Origin of the sequence: Curtobacterium sp. MCBD17_035, from assembly GCF_003234815.2 — a bacterium.
GTDB lineage: Bacteria > Actinomycetota > Actinomycetes > Actinomycetales > Microbacteriaceae > Curtobacterium.
Map to the genome: position 1 here is coordinate 3,340,817 of NZ_CP126279.1, position 23,010 is coordinate 3,363,826.

Annotated in this window: 22 protein-coding genes, 2 pseudogenes and 1 other annotated feature; of the genes and pseudogenes, 8 read left to right on the forward strand and 16 right to left on the reverse strand. The window is 67.1% G+C overall.

Annotated features, from left to right (window positions below; genetic code table 11):
* Positions 1 to 173: 173 nt before the first annotated feature.
* The 12 genes and pseudogenes from DEI93_RS15815 to DEI93_RS15870 form a co-directional block, all read right to left on the reverse strand.
* Positions 174 to 2,381: an MMPL family transporter gene (locus tag DEI93_RS15815; protein WP_111120456.1), complete on the reverse strand. Its 2,208-nt coding sequence runs from the start codon at positions 2,379 to 2,381 to the stop codon at positions 174 to 176.
* A gap of 347 nt (positions 2,382 to 2,728) precedes the next feature.
* Positions 2,729 to 4,546, reverse strand: coding sequence for a flavin-containing monooxygenase (locus DEI93_RS15820; protein WP_111120457.1), 1,818 nt, complete (start codon positions 4,544 to 4,546; stop codon positions 2,729 to 2,731).
* A gap of 147 nt (positions 4,547 to 4,693) precedes the next feature.
* The gene (locus DEI93_RS15825) at positions 4,694 to 5,338 is read right to left on the reverse strand and encodes a TetR/AcrR family transcriptional regulator (RefSeq protein WP_284158482.1); all 645 of its coding nucleotides are present in this window, start codon (positions 5,336 to 5,338) and stop codon (positions 4,694 to 4,696) included.
* A gap of 131 nt (positions 5,339 to 5,469) precedes the next feature.
* Complete coding sequence (locus tag DEI93_RS15830; protein WP_111120459.1) at positions 5,470 to 6,129, reverse strand: response regulator transcription factor; 660 nt, start codon at positions 6,127 to 6,129, stop codon at positions 5,470 to 5,472.
* Positions 6,126 to 7,541: a sensor histidine kinase gene (locus DEI93_RS15835; RefSeq protein WP_284158483.1), complete on the reverse strand. Its 1,416-nt coding sequence runs from the start codon at positions 7,539 to 7,541 to the stop codon at positions 6,126 to 6,128. The genes DEI93_RS15830 and DEI93_RS15835 overlap by 4 nt, the downstream gene beginning before the upstream one ends.
* A gap of 190 nt (positions 7,542 to 7,731) precedes the next feature.
* Complete coding sequence (locus DEI93_RS15840) at positions 7,732 to 8,652, reverse strand: alpha/beta hydrolase (RefSeq protein ID WP_111014266.1); 921 nt, start codon at positions 8,650 to 8,652, stop codon at positions 7,732 to 7,734.
* A gap of 123 nt (positions 8,653 to 8,775) precedes the next feature.
* Complete coding sequence (locus tag DEI93_RS15845; protein ID WP_111120462.1) at positions 8,776 to 10,479, reverse strand: MDR family MFS transporter; 1,704 nt, start codon at positions 10,477 to 10,479, stop codon at positions 8,776 to 8,778.
* On the reverse strand, positions 10,476 to 10,973 hold the full coding sequence (locus DEI93_RS15850; RefSeq protein WP_258372322.1) for a hypothetical protein: 498 nt from the start codon (positions 10,971 to 10,973) through the stop codon (positions 10,476 to 10,478). The genes DEI93_RS15845 and DEI93_RS15850 overlap by 4 nt, the downstream gene beginning before the upstream one ends.
* Before the next feature lie 54 nt (positions 10,974 to 11,027).
* A pseudogene (locus DEI93_RS16540) lies at positions 11,028 to 11,102 on the reverse strand (hypothetical protein); the annotation flags it as partial.
* A 189-nt stretch (positions 11,103 to 11,291) separates the two neighbouring features.
* Entirely contained in the window at positions 11,292 to 12,155 is an 864-nt protein-coding gene (locus DEI93_RS15860) for an SDR family oxidoreductase (protein WP_111120463.1), read from the reverse strand.
* Entirely contained in the window at positions 12,152 to 12,724 is a 573-nt protein-coding gene (locus DEI93_RS15865; RefSeq protein ID WP_111014262.1) for an NADPH-dependent F420 reductase, read from the reverse strand. The genes DEI93_RS15860 and DEI93_RS15865 overlap by 4 nt, the downstream gene beginning before the upstream one ends.
* A 46-nt stretch (positions 12,725 to 12,770) precedes the next feature.
* Entirely contained in the window at positions 12,771 to 13,133 is a 363-nt protein-coding gene (locus tag DEI93_RS15870) for a DoxX family protein (protein WP_111014261.1), read from the reverse strand.
* Positions 13,134 to 13,224: 91 nt separating this feature from the next.
* Here DEI93_RS15870 and DEI93_RS15875 point away from each other — a divergent pair, with 91 nt between their 5' ends.
* The 4 genes from DEI93_RS15875 (at position 13,225) to DEI93_RS15890 (ending at position 15,942) form a co-directional block, all read left to right on the forward strand.
* Positions 13,225 to 13,737: a MarR family winged helix-turn-helix transcriptional regulator gene (locus DEI93_RS15875; RefSeq protein WP_111120464.1), complete on the forward strand. Its 513-nt coding sequence runs from the start codon at positions 13,225 to 13,227 to the stop codon at positions 13,735 to 13,737.
* 122 nt (positions 13,738 to 13,859) lie between these two features.
* Positions 13,860 to 14,282: a DUF6069 family protein gene (locus tag DEI93_RS15880; RefSeq protein ID WP_220037908.1), complete on the forward strand. Its 423-nt coding sequence runs from the start codon at positions 13,860 to 13,862 to the stop codon at positions 14,280 to 14,282.
* A 235-nt stretch (positions 14,283 to 14,517) separates the two neighbouring features.
* Complete coding sequence (locus DEI93_RS15885) at positions 14,518 to 15,447, forward strand: VOC family protein (protein WP_181435011.1); 930 nt, start codon at positions 14,518 to 14,520, stop codon at positions 15,445 to 15,447.
* Positions 15,448 to 15,525: 78 nt separating this feature from the next.
* On the forward strand, positions 15,526 to 15,942 hold the full coding sequence (locus DEI93_RS15890; RefSeq protein ID WP_111120466.1) for an ester cyclase: 417 nt from the start codon (positions 15,526 to 15,528) through the stop codon (positions 15,940 to 15,942).
* Between the two features lie 178 nt (positions 15,943 to 16,120).
* Here DEI93_RS15890 and DEI93_RS15895 read toward each other — a convergent pair whose 3' ends face one another.
* Positions 16,121 to 16,636: a GrpB family protein gene (locus DEI93_RS15895; RefSeq protein WP_111120467.1), complete on the reverse strand. Its 516-nt coding sequence runs from the start codon at positions 16,634 to 16,636 to the stop codon at positions 16,121 to 16,123.
* A 20-nt stretch (positions 16,637 to 16,656) separates the two neighbouring features.
* On the opposite strand from DEI93_RS15895, the gene DEI93_RS15900 reads away from it, so the two are divergent.
* The 3 genes and pseudogenes from DEI93_RS15900 (at position 16,657) to DEI93_RS15910 (ending at position 20,274) form a co-directional block, all read left to right on the forward strand.
* Positions 16,657 to 17,891, forward strand: a protein-coding gene (locus tag DEI93_RS15900; RefSeq protein ID WP_258372372.1) for an IS3 family transposase whose coding sequence is annotated in 2 segments (ribosomal slippage) — positions 16,657 to 16,936 and positions 16,936 to 17,891 — 1,236 coding nt in all. Because the reading frame shifts where the segments join, the coding sequence is not laid out codon by codon here.
* Positions 16,935 to 17,048 (forward strand) — a sequence feature (AL1L pseudoknot). It overlaps the preceding gene by 114 nt.
* A 311-nt stretch (positions 17,892 to 18,202) precedes the next feature.
* Positions 18,203 to 18,904: pseudogene (locus tag DEI93_RS15905) on the forward strand (IS30 family transposase); the annotation flags it as partial.
* 410 nt (positions 18,905 to 19,314) lie between these two features.
* Positions 19,315 to 20,274 (forward strand): DUF2332 domain-containing protein, encoded by a 960-nt coding sequence (locus DEI93_RS15910; RefSeq protein ID WP_258372222.1) that lies wholly within the window; start codon positions 19,315 to 19,317, stop codon positions 20,272 to 20,274.
* A 93-nt stretch (positions 20,275 to 20,367) separates the two neighbouring features.
* Here the strand turns inward: DEI93_RS15910 and DEI93_RS15915 are convergent, their stop codons facing one another.
* The 3 genes from DEI93_RS15915 to DEI93_RS15925 form a co-directional block, all read right to left on the reverse strand.
* Positions 20,368 to 20,847: an anthrone oxygenase family protein gene (locus tag DEI93_RS15915; protein WP_111119632.1), complete on the reverse strand. Its 480-nt coding sequence runs from the start codon at positions 20,845 to 20,847 to the stop codon at positions 20,368 to 20,370.
* 197 nt (positions 20,848 to 21,044) lie between these two features.
* Positions 21,045 to 21,275 carry a hypothetical protein gene (locus tag DEI93_RS15920; protein WP_146244391.1) on the reverse strand — a complete coding sequence of 77 codons (231 nt, stop codon included), beginning with the start codon at positions 21,273 to 21,275 and terminating at the stop codon, positions 21,045 to 21,047.
* 233 nt (positions 21,276 to 21,508) lie between these two features.
* Positions 21,509 to 22,342, reverse strand: coding sequence for an SDR family oxidoreductase (locus DEI93_RS15925; RefSeq protein WP_284158485.1), 834 nt, complete (start codon positions 22,340 to 22,342; stop codon positions 21,509 to 21,511).
* A gap of 60 nt (positions 22,343 to 22,402) precedes the next feature.
* On the opposite strand from DEI93_RS15925, the gene DEI93_RS15930 reads away from it, so the two are divergent.
* A complete protein-coding gene (locus DEI93_RS15930) occupies positions 22,403 to 22,876 on the forward strand; it encodes a MarR family winged helix-turn-helix transcriptional regulator (RefSeq protein WP_220037872.1) in 474 nt (157 codons plus the stop codon).
* Positions 22,877 to 23,010: the final 134 nt, after the last annotated feature.

Consider the following 23,010-nt stretch of genomic DNA (forward strand, 5'->3'; position numbering starts at 1 on the left):
TCTCGGCCAACGCACGATCTGCTTCCGCTGCAAGGTAGGCGGTGATGTCGATGGGCTGAGTCGGGGGGAGATGGATGTCTTCGGGGCGGACGGGGTGCTGCATCAGCTGTCACTTTCGTTCTACGAGCAGAGGACGAAGGGCCCCGGTGTGCTCACCGGGGCCCTTCGGAGTGTCAGCCGACGAGGACTCGTGGCTGGTCGTGCGCGGCAGGTGTCGCGGCCTCGTGCTTGTCGAGGGCGTGGCCTTCGACATCGACGTCGGGGAGGACCTTGTCCAGCCACTTCGGGATCCACCAAGCGGAGCGACCCAGGAGGGACAACGCAGCCGGCATCAGGACCATGCGGACGATGAACGCGTCCGCGGCGACGCCGACGAGGAGCCCGAACGCGATCGAGGCGCCGATCGCGAACTCCCCGGTGGCGAACCCGCCGAAGACGACGATCATGATGCTCGCCGCAGCGACGAGGACGGGACCGGATCGGGAGAAGCCCTCGCGGATCGCCTGCTTGGGGTCACGGCCCTTGCGGTACATCTCCTGGATACGTGAGACGAGGAACACCTGGTAGTCCATCGCGAGTCCGAAGAGCACACCGACCAGCAGCAGCGGCAGGATGCTCAGCATCGGGTCGCCCTGCGGTGCTGGCAGGAAGTCCAGCCACCCCCACTGGAACACGGCGACGCTCGCCCCGAACGACGCGCCGACGGAAAGCAGGTAGCCGAGGGTCGCGATCACGGGGATAAGCAGCGACCGGAACAGGACGATGAGCAGGATGATCGAGATGACGACGATGACGATGACGTACTTCACCAACGCCTGAGCGAGCTGGTCGTCGGAGTCGATGCCGATCGCGGTTTCACCGGTGACCTCGAGGTGCGTTCCGCTGATGGTGTCAGCGTCGTCACGGATCTCCTGTACCAGGTCCTTGGTGGAGTCATCAATCGGTCCCTCGGTCGGAATGACGGTGATACGTGCGTAGTCCCCGTCGGAACTGACCTGAGCGGGAACGACCTGCTGCACGCCGTCGAGACCGGTGAGTTCATTCACGATCGCGGCGGTCTTCGAGGTGATGTTGCCACCCTCAGCCAGGACGATCAGGGGGCTCTGGATGCCGCCGAACTCGTCGACGATGAGGTTGTAGGCGGTGCGTTCGGTGGACTCCGGGTCGGACCCGCCAGGGACGTTGGAGGCGGTCTTCATGCTGAGCATGGGGAGCGCGACGACGACCAGGACGAGGACGCCGCCCAGGAGAGACACGATCGGGCGCTTCACGACGAAGCTGCCCCACGAGCGGAGGACGCCGCGCTTCTGCGGGCCGTCGTCGGTGAAGAGTTCCCCACGCTGCAGCGCTGCGCGCTGCTTTTTCGACAGCGCCTTGACGCCCATGAACCGCATCAGTGCCGGCAGCAGGGTGAGCGAGAGCAGGACGGCGACGGCGACCGCGAACGCTGCGGCGACACCCATCTCGGTGATGTAGCTGAGGTTCGCGACCATGAGCGCGACGAGCGCGACGACGACGGTCATGCCGGCGAAGACCACAGCGGTGCCGGCCGTACCGGTTGCGCGAGCGATCGCGTCGTCGACCCTCCGACCGGAACGGAGCTCGGTCTTGAAGCGGGACAGGATGAACAGGCTGTAGTCGATACCCACTGCCAGGCCCAGCATGGTTGCGAGGATGATCGCGTTGTCACCGATCGGGGTGAGTGCGCCGTAGGCGAGGACACCGATGAGGCCGACACCGACGCCGAAGACAGCGACGAGGAGATTGATGCCCGCAGCGAGCAGCGATCCGAACGTGATCGCGAGGATGACGAACGCGATGATGACGCCGGCGCCTTCACTCGGGCTGGTGGCCGGGGCGCCGAGGGGCACGAGGTTCCCGCCGAGCTCGACACCGAGCCCCGGAGGGGCGTTCTCCTGCAGCTCGAGGGCTGCGTCGTAGTACTTCGTCTCCTGCTTCTTCGTCAGGTCCCCGTAGGTCATCGTGGCGACGGCCACCGTGCGGTCCTTGGAGATGTAGGGCTGTTCTGCGTTCAGTGGGTCGCTGACGGACTTGACGCCGTCGACCGTCCGAGCCTTCGCGAGGAACGACTCGAGCTGCTTCGCAGTCGTCGCGTCCGTGACGTTGCCGGACTTCGGTTGGAACACCAGCTGCAGGGACGCGGTGTCCGAGGCAGTCTTGGAAGGGAATTCCTTGTTCATCCGCTCCAACGCCTGGGAGGCCTTGGTGTCGGGGATGCTCGTGGTCGCGGCACCCTTGTCGATGCCGCTACCGACGATGAAGATGCCGATCAGCACGGCCATGATCAGGAGCCACGCTCCGATCACCAGCCATCGGAACCGGGCGCTGAAGCGCCCGAGGTGGGACAGGAACGTGGACATGCGGTTTCCTTCGTCGTCGTGGTTGCGATGTGCGAACAACGTCAACGATCCCGATCCGAGCGCTTCGACACGGCCTCCTTTCGCACCGTTCGGGCTACTCCATTTGCAGTAGATCCCGCCCTTTCCTTGCACAACCAGTAGGCGCGACATCGGCGGGCCGACGCTCATTGAGCGGCGGCCGGTTCCGAAGGGTGGGGGTCAGATCAGGCGACGAAGCGGACCTCCCACTCTGAGGCACAGCACCGCTACCCGTCGAGGTCGCCAGCGGACGGTGCTGCGATTCTCGTGGTCATCGTCGTCCTTCCGAGCCAGTGTGTGCGCCAGCCCATCTGGGTGGAGTGATCGGGTCAGGAGTTGGTGACGGCGAGCTCGGGCACGAGGACTTCGTCGATCGAGGTCTGCCGCCATTCCCGGAGCAGGCGGTGGAACCGGACGGGCCCGGGGCTGTACCCGCCGCCCCCACGCTTCCGGGTGCCCTCGCCGTTGTAGTAACCGGGCGTGCACTCCGCCAGGAACGCCGCGTTGTCCACCTCCACCTCGTGGATCGTCGCCAACCACCGGTCTTCGGCTTCGACGGTGGGCTCGACCTGCCGTGCGCCCTCGTCGCGAGCGTGCTCCAGGACCGCGGCGATGTGCGTGGCCTGCTCCTGCAGGATGTGCACGAAGTTCACAGAGTTCGCGTTCTGCAGCGCTCCGAGGTGGAAGAGGTTCGGGAAGCCGTGCGACACGAATCCGTGCAGTGTCCGGGGGCCTCGTGCCCATGCTTCGAGCAGTTGCGTTCCGTCCCGGCCGTGCACCGGCAGTGTTCCGGAGATGACGCCCGAGACGCCGGTCTCGAACCCGGTGGCGAAAATGACGGCGTCGACCTCGTACTCCGTGTCGCCGACCACCACACCGGTCTCGGTCATGGCGGTGATTCCCCCGGTGTCGGCGGTGTCGACCAGGGTCACGTTCGGCCGGTTGAAGGCCTGCAGGTACTTGTCACTGAACGTCGGCCGCTTGCACATGTACCGGTACCAGGGCTTGAGGATCTCTGCGGTCGCGGGATCCGTGACGACGGCATCGACGCGTGCACGGATCTGGTCCATCTTGCGGGCGTCCGCGATCTCGATCAGCCGGTCGCGTTCCTCCGGGTCGAGCGTGTCCTCCGTCTGCCCGGTCAGCATCGTGCGTTGCAGCGCTGCGGTGGAGGTCCAGCCGTCCTGAATCAGGTCCACCTCGGTCTCTTCGCCGGAGACGACCGCGAGGAAGTTCTCCATGCGTTCCTGCTGCCATCCGGTCGGGAGGCCCGTGGTCCAGTCCGCGGGCAGATCGCGATTGTCGCGGACGTCCACACTCGACGGGGTCCGCTGGAAAACGGTGAGGTGCGCAGCGTCCTCGGCGACGAGGGGGATCACCTGGATGCCCGTCGCACCGGTCCCGACCACCGCGACGCGCTTGTCGGCAAGGCCGGTCATCCCCCCGGCCTGGTCACCACCGGTGTAGCCGTAGTCCCACCGACTCGTGTGGAACGTGTGTCCCCTGAAGTTCTCCATCCCGGGGATCGCGGGGAGCTTGGGCTGAGATAGCGACCCGGAGGAGACGATGACGTACCGTGCGCGCATCGTGTCGCCGCGGTCGGTCCGGACTGCCCAGTCCGCGGTGTCGTCGTCCCAGCGGAGATCGGTGACCCGGGTGTGGAAGAGCACGTCGTCGTACAGGTCAAAGTGCCTCGCCATCGCCATCGCGTGCCGGCGGATCTCCTCGCCGGGCGCGTACCGGCGAGTGGGGACGGTTCCGACTTCCTCGAGCAGCGGCATGTACACGGAGGCTTCAATGTCGCAGTGGATGCCCGGGTACCGGTTCCAGTACCAGGTACCGCCGAAGTCGCCGCCCTCCTCGGTCATGCGGATGTCCGTGAAGCCCGCCTGGCGCAGCCGCGCCCCGGTCAGGAGTCCGCCGAACCCGCCACCCACGATGAGCACCTCGACGCGGTCGGTCTTCGCCGGACGATCCGAACGGCGCGTGTACGGGTCCGTCGCCCAGTACCCGTACGCGCCGCGCATGCCCTGGTACTGCCGGAGCCCGTCAGGACGGATGCGTCGGTCCCGTTCGACCCGGTACCGGGCGCGCAACGCCTCCAGGTCCGCTTCGCGCATGCTGCTGTCCGTGGCGATGTCCGTCATCGTGCTCCTTGAGATGGGCGGGGCGGCAACAGCTGTTGCCGCCCCAGCGAGTCAATCGCCGTACCCTTTTTAACTCAATCGCTTGATTTACACTCCCGGGAGATTTCCACCTACTGCGAAGGGGGTCCCCCGAAGGGTGGACCGCGCTCAGGATGGCGACTGCCCGGCAGCGCGCGGAGACGTCACCGCCTCGGCCAGCCACAAGGACGACACGACGTCGATCAGAGAGTCCGCCACGGCGGACCAGTTCGCCCAGATGCGGGCACCGCCTCGCTCCAGCGCGCGTTCGTGTTCCGCGATCACCTGCGTCAGGAGGATTCGGCCCATCGTCATCCGCTCAACACGCACCGGCGCTGGGAGGTCCGGGAGGCAGCGCTGGATGCCATGCGCGATGCGCATGAGCCCCGGTGCTTCTCGAGCTTCGTCCATCGCGATGTCAGCCCAGGCGGGATCCGTCGCGACCTGCGCGCTGAACCGGCCGTACCAGGTCGGTGATCCCAGGGACTCGAGATGGGTGGTCGTCGGACGCACGAAACAGGCGATCCAGTCGCGGATGTCGTTCCGCCCCTCGACTCGCTGCAGTTCGGCAAGTCGGAGCGCGTTGATGGCGTGCTGGTGCCGGGCGAGGATCGCGCGGATGAGATCTGCTTTGCCTCCGAAGTGATACCCGACCGCCGCGGTGTTCCCCTGCCCGGCGGCCTCTCCGATCTGCCGTCCTGACACGTGTGCGATGCCGTACTCACCGAAGAGCTGCTCGGCCGCCGTGAGGATCGCGTCCCGGGTTGCAGCCACACGTGACGCTCGGGTCCTCTGCTGGGCATCAGTCATGGCGGCTCCTCCCGTTCCCAGGAGCCTAACGACCGTCCATGTTTCCGAAGGGCTTCCCGAACGGTCATTGCGTCCGCGTGCTGCGCGCGGCCGCGTCAGGCGAGAAGGCCGGCCTGGTAGGCGTACGCGACCAGTTGGGCCCGGTCACGGGCGCCGACCTTCGCCATCGCACGGCTCGCGTGGGTCTTCACCGTGAACGGTGAGACGAACAACTCCGCTGCGATGGTGTCATTGTCGTGCCCCGCCGCGATGCTGAGAACCACGTCGCGCTCGCGGGCGGTCAGAGCGAGGAACCGGTCGGCGAGGTCGGCGTCGATGACGCGGCCCGGGCTGTCGGTGACGTGCCCGATGAGCGCGGCAGAGGCTGCTGCGGACAGGGCACCTCCCCCGGCGATGACTTCCTGCAGACTGACGATGAGCTCGGCTGGTCCGACGCCCTTGCCGAGGAACCCGTTCGCGCCGGCCCGGAGCGCGGCGAGGACGGTGTCGTCGTGCTCGAAGGTGGTCAGCACGACGATGCGGGTCTGCTCGGACGGGATCCGCTCCCGGATCCGTCGCGTCGTTTGGACGCCGTCGATCCCGGGCATGCGGACGTCCATGAGGATGAGATCGACGTGGTGATCGTTGAGGAAGGTGAGGGCGGCGAACCCGTCCGCTGCTTCACCGACGACGGTGAAGTCCGGGTGCGCGTCGATGATGGTGCGCAGTCCGAGCCGGATCATCTCTTGGTCATCGACCAACAGCACGTGTGTCACGAGCTGGCTCCTTCGTTCCATGGGATTCGTGCTGTGACGGTGAAGACATCCTCGTCGGTCCCAAGCTGCAGGGTTCCGCCGGCGGACTCAACGCGTTCGCGCATGCCGATGAGTCCATATCCGCTGCCGTGTGCGGTCGGCGGCGTGGACGCGACCGGGTTCGTGACGCTGATCACCACATCAGCCTCGTCCGTCAGCACCGTCAGCGCGGCCTCACCGGTGCCGTACCGGTGGGCGTTCGTCAACGCTTCTTGCGCCACGCGGAACACCGTCACCCCGACGGCCTCGTGCACCCGGCGAGCTTGGTCGGTGATTTGCGCGTCGATCGATAGGCCAGCGTCCTGGAACGAAGCGGCCAGCTCGTCGATCGTCGACAGGCCGGGTGTCGGTCGGTGCACGTCGTCGTGGTCGGCGTCGTCGCTGCGGAGCATCGCCAGCGTGCGTTGCGTGTCGCTGAGGATCGACTGCACGGCGGTGCGCGCCGCGACCAGCGATCGCTGGGTCGCGGCGTCGTCGCGGCCGGCGGTGACTTCGACCGCGCCGATGTGCATGCTCACGACGGCGACCTGGTGGCCGACGATGTCGTGCAGGTCGCGGGCGATGCGGACCCGCTCTTCGGCCACTCGCCGTTCGGCTTCGGCCTCCCGTGTCGCGATCGCGTCGCGGGTGCGCTGCTCGAGGGACTCCCAGTACTGTCGCTGCAGCCGAAGTGCCGCGCCCACGGCACCACCGGCGACGACGGCGACGATGACCGCGACGGCGTCGAGACCGACCGCGCGGCCCGCGGAGAGGAAGCTGGCGAGTCCGAAGATGACGGCCATCGCCAGCGCTGTGATCCCGATGCTGCGCGTGGGCGGCAAGCCGCGCAAGGTGAGTGCGAACAGGACGAACACCACGACGGTGCACTCGCCGATCGGCTCCCGCCCTCCGACGATCACCACGACGACGCCCGCCATCGTCAACGTGAGTCCGACCTGCGGTAGACGCGCGGCGACGAGCGCGCCGGCGAGGGTCACGAGTGCGCCGATGCCGGCGAGCAGACCGCCGCCGTTGGTGACGATGACGACCAGTTCCACGATCATCGCGGTCACGCTCACCCAGAGCGGGAGGCGCTCGAGCACGGGTTGCGTGCGCAGCCACAGCGGGCGCGGCGTCGCGGGCCCGCCGGGCGTCGGAACGGTCATCCCCTGAGTCTGGGATAGGCCGGTGCCGGTCGTGTACTCCATCTGCATCAGGTTCCTCGGTTCTGGGGAACGACGCCGACGGGTGTCGCTGCGGTGATGCTGGTCCCCATAGCCGCACCGATGGAAGGACACCTCATGACCACGCTTCTTCCCGCTCGCCCCGCCCGGACGGCGATGTTCATCTCGACGCCGGCGGAGCTCGACGACGAATCTGACCAGCGGGACCACACCTCTCGTGCTCGGACGATCGCACGGGTCCCGTTGCTGCCGGTATGGGCGGCGATCGCTGCCACGAGCGCCGTGTTGCGGTTTGCCGGCTTCATGGTGCTGGCCGCTTCGATGCTCCTTCAGAGCGCAGCGCGGGGCATCATTTCCCGGTGACGGCTCCGCCGGGCCTTGCAACCGCCTGCAGCGTGGCTCAGCGGAGGTGTTCGAGTAGGTGCGCGGTGAACGCGGCCATGAGCGTGTCGAGGGTCGCTTTCGGCGTGGAGCTTGCGTAGTAGAAGTCGTGGTCGACGTCGTCGAACCGTCGGGTCTCGACCGGCGCGCCGACGGCTACCGCTCGCGCGGTGAACTCCTCGATGGAGGGGCGCAGCGTGTCGTGCTCCGCGGTGACGACCAGGGTCGGTGGCAGTGCCCGGAGCTCGGCGTCGGAGAGGAAGCTGGGCGAGACGAGGGGATCTTTCCGGTCGGTGTCCTCCAGCGGGTAGGCCGTGTCGACCATCTCGAGCATCCCGGCGTTCACGAACGGCTTCTCGATCAGCAAGGTCGCTTCGGCGGGCGGGATCGACAGGTCCACGGCGGGCACGATGAGGGCGGCAGCGCGAACAGCGGGGCCGTGCTCGCGGGTGGTCTGCGTGAGGGTGCCGAGGGCGAGGTTCCCCCCGGCGCTGCTGCCAGTCACCGCGATCCGGGTGCCGTCCCATCCCATGGTGTCCCCAGAGCGGGCGACCCACCTGAGCACGTCGAAGCACTCCCCCAACGCCTGTGGGAACCGGGCTTTGGGAGCTGTGCTGTAGTCGACGTTGACGACGACTGTGCCGACTTCGCCCGCGATCCCTCGAGCGAGGTGGTTGTCCTGCAGCGGGTTCCCGATCACGAACCCACCACCGTGGGTGTTGATGACCACCGGCGGGGTGGCACCGTTGGCGGCGAGCGGGGCGTCCGCGGGAGGCCGTGTGATGTAGCAGCGGACTGACCCGTGACGGGTGGGGATGTGCACGATCTCGTTGTCCGGAACCGCTCGGGAGGTCAACTCCACCTTCGGCGCCCGGATGATTCGTGTGACGAGCGTTGACATCGCCCAGGTGCGGACGCGCATGCCGAGAGGGGCGGCCATGATGGTCTCTTTCTGTGGCGTGGCTACTGGTGCAGGCGTGCGGGTCGAGCGTGTTCGTCGGTGCCTATCGCGGGCCGGGGATGGAGGGAGGAGCCGCCGCTGACGGCCCCTCCTTCTGTCCGGCTACTTGTCGCGACGGGTCCCGGCTCGAACGGTGTCCGAGCCTGAGGCGGCTGCGGCTGCGGCTGCAGCCGGCTGGCCGGCTGCAGCGGCGTCCTGTCGCGCCTTCTCGAGTTCGTCGGCTTCTGCGCCGCCGATCGCTTCGCCGCGGGCCACCATGCCGGCCGTGTCGGAGAGCTTGATCTGCGGCAGGAACAGCGCGAGGAGGAACGCGGCGGCGATGAACGGCAGCAGGTACCAGAACACCGGCGCGAGGGAGTCGGCGTACGCGTTCACGATGCCGTTCTGCACCGCCTCGGGGAGCTTCGCCACGGTCGCGGGGTCGATGCTGCCCGCCGAGGACGCCGCATCCGTCGCGGAACCGCCGGCGCCGCGGAACACGTCCGTCAGCGAGGTGGTCAAACGTGCGGTGAACAGTGCACCGAAGACGGCGGTGCCGAGGGAGGCGCCGACCTCGCGGAAGTAGTTGTTCGTCGAGGTGGCGGTGCCGACCTGCTCGGCGGGTACGGCGTTCTGTGCGACGAGGACCACGACCTGCATGATGAGGCCGAGGCCGGCGCCGAAGATGAACAGGTAGACGCAGATCAGCCAGATCGGGGTGTCCGCAGCCAGCTGCGTCAAGCACAGCATCGCGGCGGCGACGAGGATCGTGCCGACGATCGGGAACATCCGGTAGCGGCCGGTCTTCGTGATGAGGTTGCCGGATACGACGGAGGTGCCGATGAGGCCGACCATCATCGGGAGCATGAGGAGCCCCGAGACTGCGGCCGAGGTGCCGGACGCCATCTGCAGGAACGTGGGAACGAACCCGATGGCGGCGAACATGCCGATGCCGAGCACGAGGCCGATGCCGGTCGCGAGCAGGAAGGTACGGTTGCGGAAGAACGACATCGGGAGCACCGGGTCCTCGACGTGGGACTCGACGAGCACGAGGAGGGCCGCGGCGACGACGAGGCCGGCGAACCAGGCCCAGGTCTCGGGGGCGTCCCAGCCGTGGTCCTTGTTGCCGCCGAACTCGGAGAAGAACACCAGGCAGGTGGTGGCGGCGGACATGAGGAGCACGCCGAGGACGTCGATCTTCTTCTCGGCCTTCTTGGTCGGCAGGGTGAGTGCGAACCAGGCGATGGAGAACGCGGCGATCCCGACCGGGATGTTGATGTAGAAGGCCCAGTTCCAGGTGAGGTGGTCGACGAAGAACCCACCGAGCAGCGGGCCGCCGATCGCCGAGAGGCCGAAGATCGCACCGAGCGGGCCGAGGTACTTGCCGCGCTGCGACGCGGGCACGATGTCGGCAATGATCGCCTGCGACAGGATCATCAGACCGCCACCGCCGAGGCCCTGCACCGCACGCCACACGATCAGCTGCGTGAAGTCACCGGCGAACGCGCAGCCGGCCGATGCGATGGTGAACAGCGCGATGGCGATGAGGAACAGGTTCCGCCGACCCAGGACGTCGCCGAACTTGCCGTAGATCGGCATCACGATCGTGGAGGCCAGCAGGTAGCCCGTGGTCAGCCACGCCTGGTGCGCGACACCGCCGAGCTCGCCCACGATGGTGGGCATCGCCGTGGACACGATGGTCTGGTCGAGGCTCGACAGCAGCATGCCCGCGATGAGCGCCGAGAAGATGGTCCAGATGCGGCGCTGGGTGAGCAGGAGTGGCCCGTCGGACCGTCCTGCCCGTTTCGCGCTCTTGGTCGAGCTCATGGGGTGTGCTCCAGTTCGTTGATCGAGTGTGCCGCCGAGAGCGGCGCACTGCTGGCCGGGACAGCGGGGCTGTCCGAGTTCGCCATCGCTGTGACAAGGCGGAAGTTGGTGCGGAGGATGTCCTCGAAGGGCGGCCCGTCGTCATCGGCGAAGAACCGCCACGCGGTCGCTTTGAGCAGTGCGCCGATGATCTCGGCAACGAGCCGCCCGCGGTCGTCGGCCGGGTCTGTCCATCCGAATCGGGAGCGCATGGCGTCGCCGACGAGGTTCATCTGCCGGTCGGTCGCGGTGACGAATCGCGCCACGAGGGAGGGCTCGCGTTCCAGGACGTCCCGCATGAGGGCTTCTTCGCCGCGGTCGAGGCCGACGACATGGAGATGTTCGATCGCCAGGGCGACCGCCGCTTCGAAGGGGGCGAGGTCGGGGTCGACCGCCGCTCCCGCAGCGAAGGTGGCAAGCAGGTCGTCTTCGACGCCGAGCTCGATCCCGAGCACGACGTCCTCCTTCGACGCGAAGTGGTTGAAGAACGTCCGGCGGGACACACCAACTTCTTCGCAGAGCTGCTCGATGGTGAACCCGTTCAGGCCGTCCGCGATCGTCCGGCGACGGGCCGTGGCGATCATGCGACGGCGAAGCAGTCGCGTCCGCTCAGATGTGTTCACACTCTGCAGCTTTGCACTTTGCGAGGCACAGTGCAACTACTTGAAGTTGGAGGTGCAGACTTCGCTGGCCGTGCGGCATGGATGCGACAACGCTCCGTGGTACGGACGGAAGTATCCGGCACCACGGAGCGTCGTGGATCCGCGGGTGGATCAGGCCGTGTGGAAGCGGCGGAAGGCTTCCTCGAGCGTCTCGGTCGGGTGACCGATCAGCGTGGAGAGGACCGTCGAGGGTCCGTCGAGCGCGCCGTCGGCGACGGCGGCGTCGAGGCCGACGAGGAACCCGATCGTGCCTTCGTCGAGACCTGCAGCGACGAGTGCCTCCTGGTGCTCCTCCGACGAGACGCCGGCGTACGCGACGTCGCGTCCGAGGACACGGCTGGCAGTGGCGGCGAACTCGGCGCCGTCCCAGGCGGTGTCGCCGGCGAGCTCGAGTGTCTCGCCGCGATGCGCGTCCGTTGCGGCGACGACGGCTGCCGCTTCGGCGTAGTCGGAGCGGGAGGCCGAGGCGATCCGGCCGGTGCCGCTGCTGGCGAGCCACTGGCTGGTCGCGGCGATCTGGGCGAACGCCTGCTCGTAGTTCTCGTTGTACCAGTTGTTCCGGAGCACGGTCGCGGTGACGGGTGAGGCCGCGAGGAGGTCCTCGGTGGCCTTGTGCTCGGGTGCGACGAACAGCGTCGACGTGTCGGCGCGGGGAGCGCTGGTGTAGACGATGTGCTGCACGCCGGCCTGTTCCGCGGCGCGGATGGCGTTGGTGTGCTGCGGGACACGCTGGCCCACCTCGCTGCCGGAGACGAGCACCAGGGTATCGATGCCGTGGAACGCGGCCTGGAGGGCGTCCGGGTCGGTGTAGTCGGCGACTGCGGTGCGGACACCGTGGTCGAGGAACAGTGTCGAGAGGCGGTCGGCGTTGCGGCCGACCGCGACGACGTCATCGGCAGCGAGGCCGCGGGCGAGGAGGTGCTCGACGATCAGGCGGCCGAGTTGACCGGTCGCGCCAGTGACGGCGATCGTCACTTGATGACCCCGAGACCGTCGGTCCATCCGATCTGCTCGGAGACGGCCAGGCCCATCTGGAGGTAGCCGATGCCCTCGAGCTCGTGGGCGCGGGCGAGGGGGCCGGCGTCGTACGCGTCGAGGCCACCGGCGGTGATCGCTTCGCGGAGGGCGGCCTTCGCGTCGGCGTCGTCGCCGGCGATGAGGACGGCGGTCTTCTTGCCGCCGACGCTCTTCGCGGCAAGCGCGGAGGCGAAGTTGGTGTTGAACGCCTTGACGACGCGGGACTCGGGCAGGCGGGCGGCGAGGTCCGCGGCGCCGCTGCCGGCGTCGAAGGCGACGGGCTGGAAGGTGGCGAAGTCGACGGTGTTGGTGATGTCGACGACGGTCTTGCCGCCGAGGGCGGCCTTGTACTTGTCGGCGATCTCGGGGAGGGCCGCGTACGGGACGGCGAGGACGACGATGTCGCCGGCGAAGGAGGTGGGCTCGTCGGAGTGCTTGATGGACTCGACGGTGGCGCCGCCGTCGGAGAAGACGGAGGCGATCGCGGTGCCCATGTTGCCGGTACCGAGGATGCTGATGCTGGTCATGATGTGTGCTCCTGTTTCAGAGGTGGTGCGGTTGGAGAGGGTGAGTTCAGAGGGCGATGAAGCCGAGGATCGCGCTGACGATCGAGAGGATCATCAGGACGATCGGCGCCGCCGGAGATTCCTTGCGGCGCAGGTGCACGACCACGGCGCCGAGCATGAGGACCGCGAGGAGGATCGCAGCGATCGGGGTGAGGATCGGCGCGATACCGAGCAGCAGCGGCAGGATCAGACCGATCGCGCCGAGAACCTCGGCGAGGCCGATGAGCTTGACGTGGCTGCTGGCGAAGTCGGCCGCCCAGCCCATCCCGCTGCTGGCGAGGGCCTCGGTCGGGCGTGCCAGCTTCATCAGGCCGGCTCCGAGGAACGCGAGCGCCAGGAGGCCATTGATGATCCAGAGTGCGATGAGCATGATCTTCCTTGTGCTTGAACGTTGAAGTAACGAGAGCGACAGTACACACCGTTTTGTTGAACGGTCAAGTTTTTTCTGCGACGATGTGCGCATGGACGAACCGCGCTGGCTCAACAAGACCGAGGCGGCAGCCTGGATGGATCTCCTTGCGATCATCGAGCTGCTGCCTTCGGCCCTCGACGCTCAGCTCAAGCGTGACTTCGGGATGACCCGCTTCGAGTACAACGTTCTCTCGATGCTGAGCGAGTCGCCCGATGACAGCGCCCCGATGAGCAGCCTCGCCTTCCTCACCAACGGCTCACTCTCCCGTCTGTCGCACGCGGTGACGAAGCTCGAGAAGCGTGGGTGGGTGCGTCGAGTGCCGTCCGAGACGGACAAGCGCTCTCTCGTAGCCACCCTGACCGCCGAGGGTCGAGCGCTCATCGAGCGAGCGGCACCGCATCACGTCGAGGAGGCTCGGCGGGCGTTCTTCAACGCCATCCCGCCCGAGCGGGTCGGTGATCTTGCAGAGATCCTGCGGCCGATCGCCGCGAACCTCCTGACACCGGACGCCGACTGCGGGCCGGCGGCGCGCGCCGCCGCTGCGCCGGTGGCTCACGACTGACCTACGACTCCACAGGCCGCCCACTCCACAGACCCCCGACCGCTCGGACTGGCACCCGTCAGTCCGTTGCTCCGCCGTGCCCGCTCATCCGATGCGGCCGCCCCTCTCAGAACGGAAGTCCCATGAGCACGATCGACACGACCACCCGCCGCCCGAGCAGGGTTCGCGGAGTTCTCATCGCGACGGTCCTCGCCGCCGTCATCGGCAGCATCGCCAACGCGATCATCGCCGTGAGCGCCCTGGCGGCCGGTGCTGACACGGCAGTACAGGGCCTGACGGCGCCGGCGTACGTCACCTTCACCGTCGTCGGCGTCCTGGTCGGTGCGATCGGGTGGGCGCTCATCAGCCGCACGCGGTCGGCTGGACGGGTGCTCGCGATTCTCGTCCCGGTCGTGCTCGTGCTCTCCCTCATCCCCGACGTGCTCCTCGCCGTCAGTGGTGACTCCCCGATGATGACCGCGGGCGTGGCGCTCGGCATCATGCACCTCGTGACGACGGCGGTTGCGGTGCCGCTCTACCGCACGTTCCTCCCGATCGCGCGCTGACATCTCTTTCCGCTCGCCAGCCGATGCGACGCCTTCGTCGCTCGGCTGGCGGGCGTCCTGTATCCAGGCCCGCTACTGCTGCGACGAACCATCAGGAATGTTCTGCAGCAGATGGTTGGCTCTTCAACAAAACGGCGTACAGTGGTCTTCGGTGCTTGATCTTTCAAGTAACTCCGGGTTCGGGCAGCAGCGCGGCCCGGGACCCACGCCGACGTCGAACTCTGCAGGAGCAGCAATGAATCCCCTCGACACTTCTTCGGACCCGCGCCCCGCCCCGAACGCGGCCGCGCCTGGCACCCCGGACCGTGAGGTCGCGGAGTTCGGCGCCGTGCACCTCGAGGTCACCGACCTCGGCCGTTCCACCGCGTTCTGGACCGATGTCATCGGTCTCGTCCTGCGGTCCGAGTCCCAGGACGAGGTCGAGCTCGGTACGAAGGCGCGGACGCTCGTCACCCTGCACCCGGGCGCTCAGACCGGGTTCCTGCAGGGCCACAGCGGGCTCTACCACCTCGCCGTGCACCCGCCGACAGAAGCGGACTTCGCACGGATCCTGCTCCGCCTCATCCGGGTCGGCTGGCAGATCTCGCCGACCGACCACATCATGTCGAAGGCGATCTACCTCCTCGACCCGGACGGTATCACCGTCGAGATCACCCTCGAGACGCCGGAACGTCTCCTCGAGTTCCGCATGGACGACAACGGGCCGTCCGTGATCCGCCAGGACGGCACTCGCTCCAACGGTCGTGAACCGCTCGACGTCCGCGCCGTCCTCGCCGCACTGCCCGATGACGACACCACCCTTCCCGTGCCGGAGGGCACGAAGATCGGCCATGTTCACCTGTACGTCGGTGACCTCGAAGCCGCATACGACTTCTACCGCACGTTCGGGTTCAACCAGGCCGTGTGGGCACCCCGCTTCCACATGGGCGACCTCGGTGGTGGCGGCGCGTTCAACCACCGCATCGCAGTGAACACCTGGCAAGGCGTCGGCGCACCGCAATCACCCGCAGGGACCGCCCGCATGCGCGCCTTCACCCTCCGCCTCGACACCCACGAGCGCCTCGACCACGTCCTGGGAACCGTCGACGGACCCATCGAGGAATCCGACGCCGGCTTCCTCGTCCGAGACCCGAGCCTGAACACGCTGCTGCTCTCCGCCAACTGACCACCGCCCGCAGCCCGGGCATCACACGACCTCACCCACAAGCTCGTGAGTGACCGCTCCCAGCCGAAGGACAAGACCATGAGTACCACCGACGACAACAAGACCATCGCCCGCACCTTCTACGACGCCTACAACGGCGGCGACCTGCAGGGCGCGTTCGACACCTACATCTCCCAGGAGCTCGTCAACCACACCAACGGCGGCGCGATGAACAGGGACATGTGGATGGGTTCCGACCTCGCCGCGAAGACCGCGGTCCCCGACCAGACCATGACGATCCTCGGCCAGGCCGCCGACGGCGACACCGTCTACACCCACTGGGTCCTCGAAGGCACCTTCAGCAACGGCGACCTGTTCGGCGTCCCTGCCAACGGCAACGCGACCCGCCTCGAAGCCGTCGCCGTCGCCGTCGATGTCATCCGCGACGGCCAGATCGTCGAGCACAATGCCATCGGCGACATGTCCGCCTTCATGAGCCAGCTCACCGCTCAGTGAGCACCGTCCACGAGCTGATGCAATAGCCGACTCACTCGACAGTCGGCGAAAGCGGAATGATCGCTGGCGGGACCGCACCGGATGAGCCGGGGTCGAGCACAGCTCCCCCGGCTCATCCGGTCACCTTCGACTCCGCCAGCTGTTTCAGTAGCCGATCCGGCTGCGGGCAGCAGCGGCGTCACTTGTCGTAGACGGCCGCCGACGGAAGGCCCCGCTCGGCCCGCGCTCGATCGACTATGCCCTGAATCACCGCTGTTTTTGCAGAGTTGTAGGACGCGCTCTGCCCGCGCGCCGCGGCGGCGGCAGCAATCTTCGCGGACTCGTAGTACGCCGCGTCGGCAGGATGCGACAGCAGCCAGTCGCGCAAGATGCGCTGGTTGTTCTCTTCCCACTCAACAGCTGGAAAGAAGTGGGCGATGTGGGTGCGTTGCCCCTCGCGTTCGAACAGCATCACGAGGTGCGAGCGAACCCCGCTGCCGATATGCCATCCGCTAGCTTCCAGGCGGTCCCGGTGAGCGTCGAAGTCGCCGCGGTCACGGATCCGAACAGCAAGGTCGATGATCGGCTTCGCCCTCAGGCCCGGAATGGACGTCGACCCGATGTGTTCGACTAGCCAGTCGGCGTTGCCCAGCCGCTTCAACTCGGCAGCGGCAGCCTCGAACTGTTCCGCCCCGTGTCTGATGGAGGCTCTCAATCCACGGGAGGATGAGAGTCATGGGAGCACCGAGGAAGTACCCGGAGGAGCTTCGGGAGCGAGCGGTCAGGCTCGCGGTGGAAGCACGCCGCGAGCCGGCAACGAGATCCGGTGCGTTGCGTCGGATCGGTGAGCAACTCGGGATCAATCCGGAGACGTTGCGGAACTGGGTGCAGCAAGCCGAGATCGATGCCGGCGACCGGCCAGGCGTGACCACTGACGACGCGGCCAGGATCGCGGAGTTGGAGCGTGAGGTCCGCGAGCTGCGGCGGGCCAACGCGATCTTGAAGTCGGCGTCGGCTTTCTTCGCGGCGGAGCTCGACCGCCCGTCCAGCAGATGATCACGTTCATCGACCAGCGCAAAGCCGAGTTTGGGGTCGAGCCGATCTGTCGCACGTTGCAGGTCGCCCCGTCGAGCTACTACGCCGCCAAGGCGCGGCCGCCGTCGGCCCGATCGATCAGCGACGCCACTCGCGTCGTCGAGGTGGAGCGGGTACACCGGACGAACTACGGCGTCTATGGCGCCCGGAAGGTGCACGCGCAATTGCATCGGGAAGGCCATCTGATGGCCCGCTGCACCGTTGAACGCCTGATGCGGGTCGCCGGGTTGCAGGGCGTCTCGAAGCGGAAGGGCCCGAAGACGACGGTTCCAGGTCCGGTCGGGGATCGACCCGCGGATCTGGTCCAGCGGGCGTTCACCGCGACCGGCCCGGATCAGCTCTGGGTGGCGGACATCACCTACATCCGCACGTTCTCCGGCTGGGTCTACGCCGCGTTCGTCACCGACGTGTTCTCCCGCCGGATCGTGGGTTGGCAGCTGTCGAGGAACATGCGCACCGATCTCGTCCTGGACGCCCTCGAGATGGGCATCTGGACGAGGCAACGCGAACACCGCGATCTGACGCGACTGATCCATCACAGCGACCGCGGCGTGCAATACCGAGCAATCCGCTACACCGAACGGCTTGCAGAAGCCGGTGCGGTCGCGTCCGTCGGGTCGAAGGGCGACAGCTACGACAACGCGCTCGCGGAGGCGGTGAACTCGATCTTCAAAGCCGAATTGATCCGCCACCGCGGTCCCTGGCGGGGCATCGAGGACCTCGAGATCGCGACCGTCGAGTACATCGACTGGTTCAACCACCGCCGCCTCCACGGCGAACTCGGCATGGTCCCGCCGGTCGAGTTTGAGCACGACCACTACCGGCACAACCCCGCTCCGATTACCGTCGAGGCGGCACTACCGAGCCTCCACTAAATCCGGGGCGGAACAAACTGCTCGGGCCAGCGACGATCATACGGAACCAGCACGATTCGCACTGTAGAGGGTTGTCCGGTAGTGGATCCGTGGGTTCAGCTGGTCGTTGCAACACCACCGTGATTCGGAGTGTTGCAGATGGGATCGAGGCTGGAACAGCGTGCCCGTGAGGCACGATTTTGGGAGCCACTCGGACAAGGCCTGAGCAGGCCGGCTGCTTGCGATGCTGTCGGAGTGCATCCACGTCAGGGATACCGATGGTTCAAAGCTGCTCACGGGAAGAACCCGTTCGAGCGAGTGCCCCGCTCCGGGAGGTACCGATGCACGTGTCCCACGAGACGATCTACCAATCCCCGTTCGTTCAGGGCCGCGGGCACCTTCGCGCTGACCTGCACAAACACCTCCGCACCGGCCGCGCCATCCGTCGCCACCGGGGTGAGCCCCGGCGGGCGTCGTGGTCAAAGATCCGGGACATGGTCCTGATCAGTGAACGTCCCGCCGAGGTCGACGACCGCGCCGTTCCCGGGCACTGGGAAGGCGATCTGATCGTCGGGATCAACGCCAGGAGCGCGATCGGCACCCTGGTCGAACGCACGACCCGGTACGTGATGCTGCTGCACCTGCCTGACGGGCACAGCGCCGACGCCGTCCGCGATGCGATGATCCCCACCATCCAGACCCTGCCCGAGCATCTCCGCCGTTCGTTGACATGGGATCAGGGCTCGGAGCTTGCCCGGCACAAAGACATCACGCTCGCCACCGACATCGCGATCTACTTCTGCGACCCGCACAAGCCCTGGCAGCGCGGCTCGAACGAGAACACCAACGGCGTGCTCCGGCAGTACTTCCCGAAGTTCACTGACCTCACCGTCCGCAGCCCGGAACGGCTCCTCGAAGTCGCCACGGAGCTCAACGGACGACCCCGCAAGACCCTTGGCCACCGCACCCCAGTAGAAGCATTCGAAGGGCTACTCTCGGACCCGAAACAACCACCCGTTGCGACGACCCCGTGAAACCGCCGGTCGTTCATCGGACGCTGAGCACCGCTACGCCGACGGCGCCAGTCGTCTCGCTTGCGGATGGCTTACCGGGCGCCAATTACGCGTTAACGCTTCCGGCGGTCTTCCCGCCTTAGCACCACTGAGAACGCGGCCACGAAGATGACCCAGCAGGCGACTTGCACCACTTGGCCGACTGACGGTTCACCCACCAGACGCAGAACCGCAAAGAGCAAAGCGAATGCCCCGAAGATGATCGCGACGATGAACCACCTGCGCGTCTTGCGCCAGGCCCGCTGATTCGGTGTCCCTTCGGGCCTACTCACGGCGGCACCATCATGTCGGCAGCGTACCGGCAGCTCCTGTCCCGCAGTGGATCGGCTCCCGGGCTTGGCAAGTGCCTTCCGTAGGATGCGTCTGTGGGTGTGGCTGGGGAGAAGTATCGGGCGTGGGCGCAAGTCGAAGCGCATGGCATCTCCGATCTGTACTTCGACTGGGCGACTGGGATCGCAGCCGATGAGTACATCGTGAAGCTGGTCGAGGAGCTGCCCACGACGAAGCGGCAACCGAACCTTGTCTTCGCTTCGGCCCGGATGGCTGGTGTTCCTCTCGTGCCCTACAAGGAGGCAAGGAGTGAGTTCATGGCCAGGTGGGATGCGATCCGCGGGATTGCACTCACCCACGCCACGCAGACGAACGAAGTCCGCCGGTGTGCCGTGCTCTTGCCTGAATTAGCGAAGATCACCGGACCGATCGCCTTGCTCGAAGTTGGAGCGTCTGCGGGATTGTGCCTGTACCCGGACAAGTACGCCTACCGCTTCGTCACCGAACGCGGAGTGGACGAACTGGCACCTGCAAGCGGCAGCGCTGTTGCGCTCGAAACCGAGCTGCGCGGGCGTCCTGCTCCGACGAACCTCCCGGAGATCGTCTGGCGTGCCGGCATCGACGTGAACCCTCTCGACATCGCGGATCCGGTGTCACTGGAATGGCTAGAGACACTCGTGTGGCCCGAGCATGACGAGCGCCGCCGGAATCTGCACGCGGCGGCATCCGTCGTTGCGGCAGAGCGGCCGCAGCTGGTGGCTGGTGACCTGAATGAAGTGTTCGAGGAGCTCGCCGCGCAGGCACCAGCTGACGCGACGTTGGTCGTCTTCCACAGCGCCGTGCTCGTGTACCTGAGCCAGGACGCGCGCGAGTCGTTCGTCGGCAAAGTGCGCACCAGCGGTGCTGTGTGGATCAGTAACGAAGGCAAGTCGGTACTCCCGGAGATTGCGACGCAGCTACCGGCAGACGCCGAGAACGGCACCGTCCTGGCAGTCAACGGCACACCCGTCGCCATCGTCGGCCCACACGGACAGTTCTTCCACGCTCTCGCCGACTCCTGATCGGACGACAGCGCGGCGTGCCCGGCGAGGGATCCTCCACCGGCCATCGGCGGTGGTACGCGCGAGAGCGCTGCGGTGGATGTGCGGCGTCGCTCAGCGAGGTGCGGATTCTGACACCGAGGCTGCGAGGAGCGAGCCCAGACCCAGCACGGCAGCAGCTACCCGGGCCCGGTGCGCCATAGCCCAGCGGTTCCGCACACCTTCCCATCCCTCCGGCGGGTTCTCGGACGACCACGTCAGCAATCGGGCGTTGATGGGCAGCTCGACGGCGACGGTGATGGCCAGAGCGGTCAGCTGGCCGGTGAACCCGACAACGGTCAGGCGGGACGCGCGCGAGGATCCCTGCCGGCGTCGCACGACGGCCATGGCCAGGTTGGCCGCTACGGCAGCCGGGAGCAGTGGCCCCATCACTGGCCGGAGATTGCGCACGGTCGCCTGCTGCACCTCGATGTACGTGCGCGGCGAGAAGCTCACAGTCGCGGGTCCGAGACTGGTCAGGGTGCCGAAGAACACGCCCGTCGAGAGGATGGCGGTGAACAGGCTGGCGAAGTGAACGACTGGACCGAGGCGCATGAGTCATTGTCTTCGATAGCAGGCGGGAAGAACAGCGGCTCACGCTCGGGTCGGTGCATCGCTTCCGACTGGATGTTCCGCTTCAAGACGGCGTGCCCGCCGAAGCACAAGGACCCTGTGGACGTTCGAGCACTGGCAGAGAAGTACGGGTACGAGATACCGGCGACTCATCGGGGGCCCGTTCGATCGCCAATCCCCTACCGGATGCGTGAGCGGTGGGCGGGCGGCCGAGGCAGCACCGGGGTGAGTACACCTCCGACCAGAAGGACCAGACCAAGGCCGGCGATGAGGAACTCGCCGAGGACTTCTGGAGCATCGAAAACAGCATGCTCGTCGAACCAGGTCCCGAGGATTGCGCCGTCGACGGAGTCGACGACCATGATGACCAGTCCCAGGAAAGCCGTAACCCAAGCCCACAACCGCTGCATCCACCCGAGCATGGCCGGTGGAACCGCCGCGCTGCTGAAAGCGCGTCGACGACCAGCCAACGCGTCGACGAAAGCACCCTCGGTTCTCAGTCGGTGAGAAGCGACCTCGACCGTCTCGCTCCAAGATCGACCACTGAGACGGGTCAGCTTGACTCCCGAGCTCGTCCCATGCTCTGCATCGGTGCCTCGCCTCGGCCGGTCGCCCGGGTCGTCCGGGCAGCGCGCGCCCCTCGTCAGCGGAAGTCTTGTACGTGGTCCTGTGCCCAGGTCTCGACGGTCAGCGGTGGCCTGCCGAGCAGGCTCTCGACTGCGTCCGCTGCGAGCCCGGCGGGGAGCATGGGCATGTTGCCCTGTGCTTCGATCACGCGGTCGACGACGAACGGCGGCAGCTGTGTCAGGAGCTCGGTGCGGTAGGTGTCGGTGTCGATCTCGACGAGGTCGACCGCCTCGTCGAGCGCGTGCGCGATCGCCGCGACCTGCTGACGCACGGTCGACGGGCCCGGGCCGAGGACGGCGTGGGCCTTGCCGCGCTGGGTGTCGTCGAGCAGGGACGCGGCCGCGACCTCGGCGATGTCTCGTTCGTGCACGGGAGAGGACACCGCGTTGGGGAACGCCGTGCGCAGCTCTCTGCGCGTGCGGATGCTCTGCCAGCGCAGCATGTTCGACGCGTAGTAGCCGGGTCGTACGAACGTCCAGTCCAAGCCCGACTCCTGCACGGCTTTCTCGACTACGCGGTGCTGCTCGGCGATGGGGTCGGATCCCGTGCTCGCGGAGATCACCGAGGCAGAGGAGAGCACCACCACGTGCTCCACCCCGGCGTCCCGAGCGGCGGCAGCGAAGTCGGCCGCGGTCTCCGGGCGGGCGTAGAGAAAGACCTTGTCGACGCCGTCGAGGGCATGCGGGAAGGTCTCCGGCGCATCGAGATCGAGGGAGACAACCTCTCCCTCGTCCGAGAACTGGCCGGGACGCGGGGAGCGGCTTGACGCCCGCACCGCCGCACCTGCGGCGATCAGGGTCGTGAGCACCGCACCTCCGACGTTTCCGCTGGCACCGGTCACGAGGATCACCAACGTTCCTGCCCCTTTCGGTACTGTTGCTGTGTCAACAGTATTCAAGGAGATGTTGAAGTGTCAACAGACAATCCGAGTGAGCTGTGGCAGCTGTGGAAGCGGAGCCACGAGGCGGTCCGATCCGCGATCGTTGCGGACGTCATCGCTCACTCCGAGCTCACCGAGCCTGAGTTCTCGGTGCTGATCCACCTCCACGACGCGGGCGGCAGCCTGCGGCAGAACGCCTTGGGGCAGGCGCTCGCGTGGGACCGGACCCGGCTGTCCCACTTGGTCTCCCGCATGGAAACCAGGGGGACTGTGGCACGCCGGAAGCTCACCAATGGCGTCGACATCGAGCTCACCCCGACAGGGCGCAGACACTACGAGGAGGCCCGCCCCCATCTCGACACTGCAGTCCAAGAGCACCTCCTCGACCGGCTCGACGAAGAAGACACTGCCGCCCTCACTCGCGTCCTGCGGCACCTCAGCGGAGCACGGAGACCGCCCCTCGGCCCGAAACGGCGCGTCCCGGACACTCGCACAGTTCCTTGACCTCGCCACCCCCGCCAACAAGGCTGTCAGTCAATGCCTGACCGCGCCGCCCCGACCTCCTGAGTACAGCGACGTACCTGTTCTCGAGGCGGCAGGGACACTGGGACGCGTTGCACACGCCCGCACGCTACCCC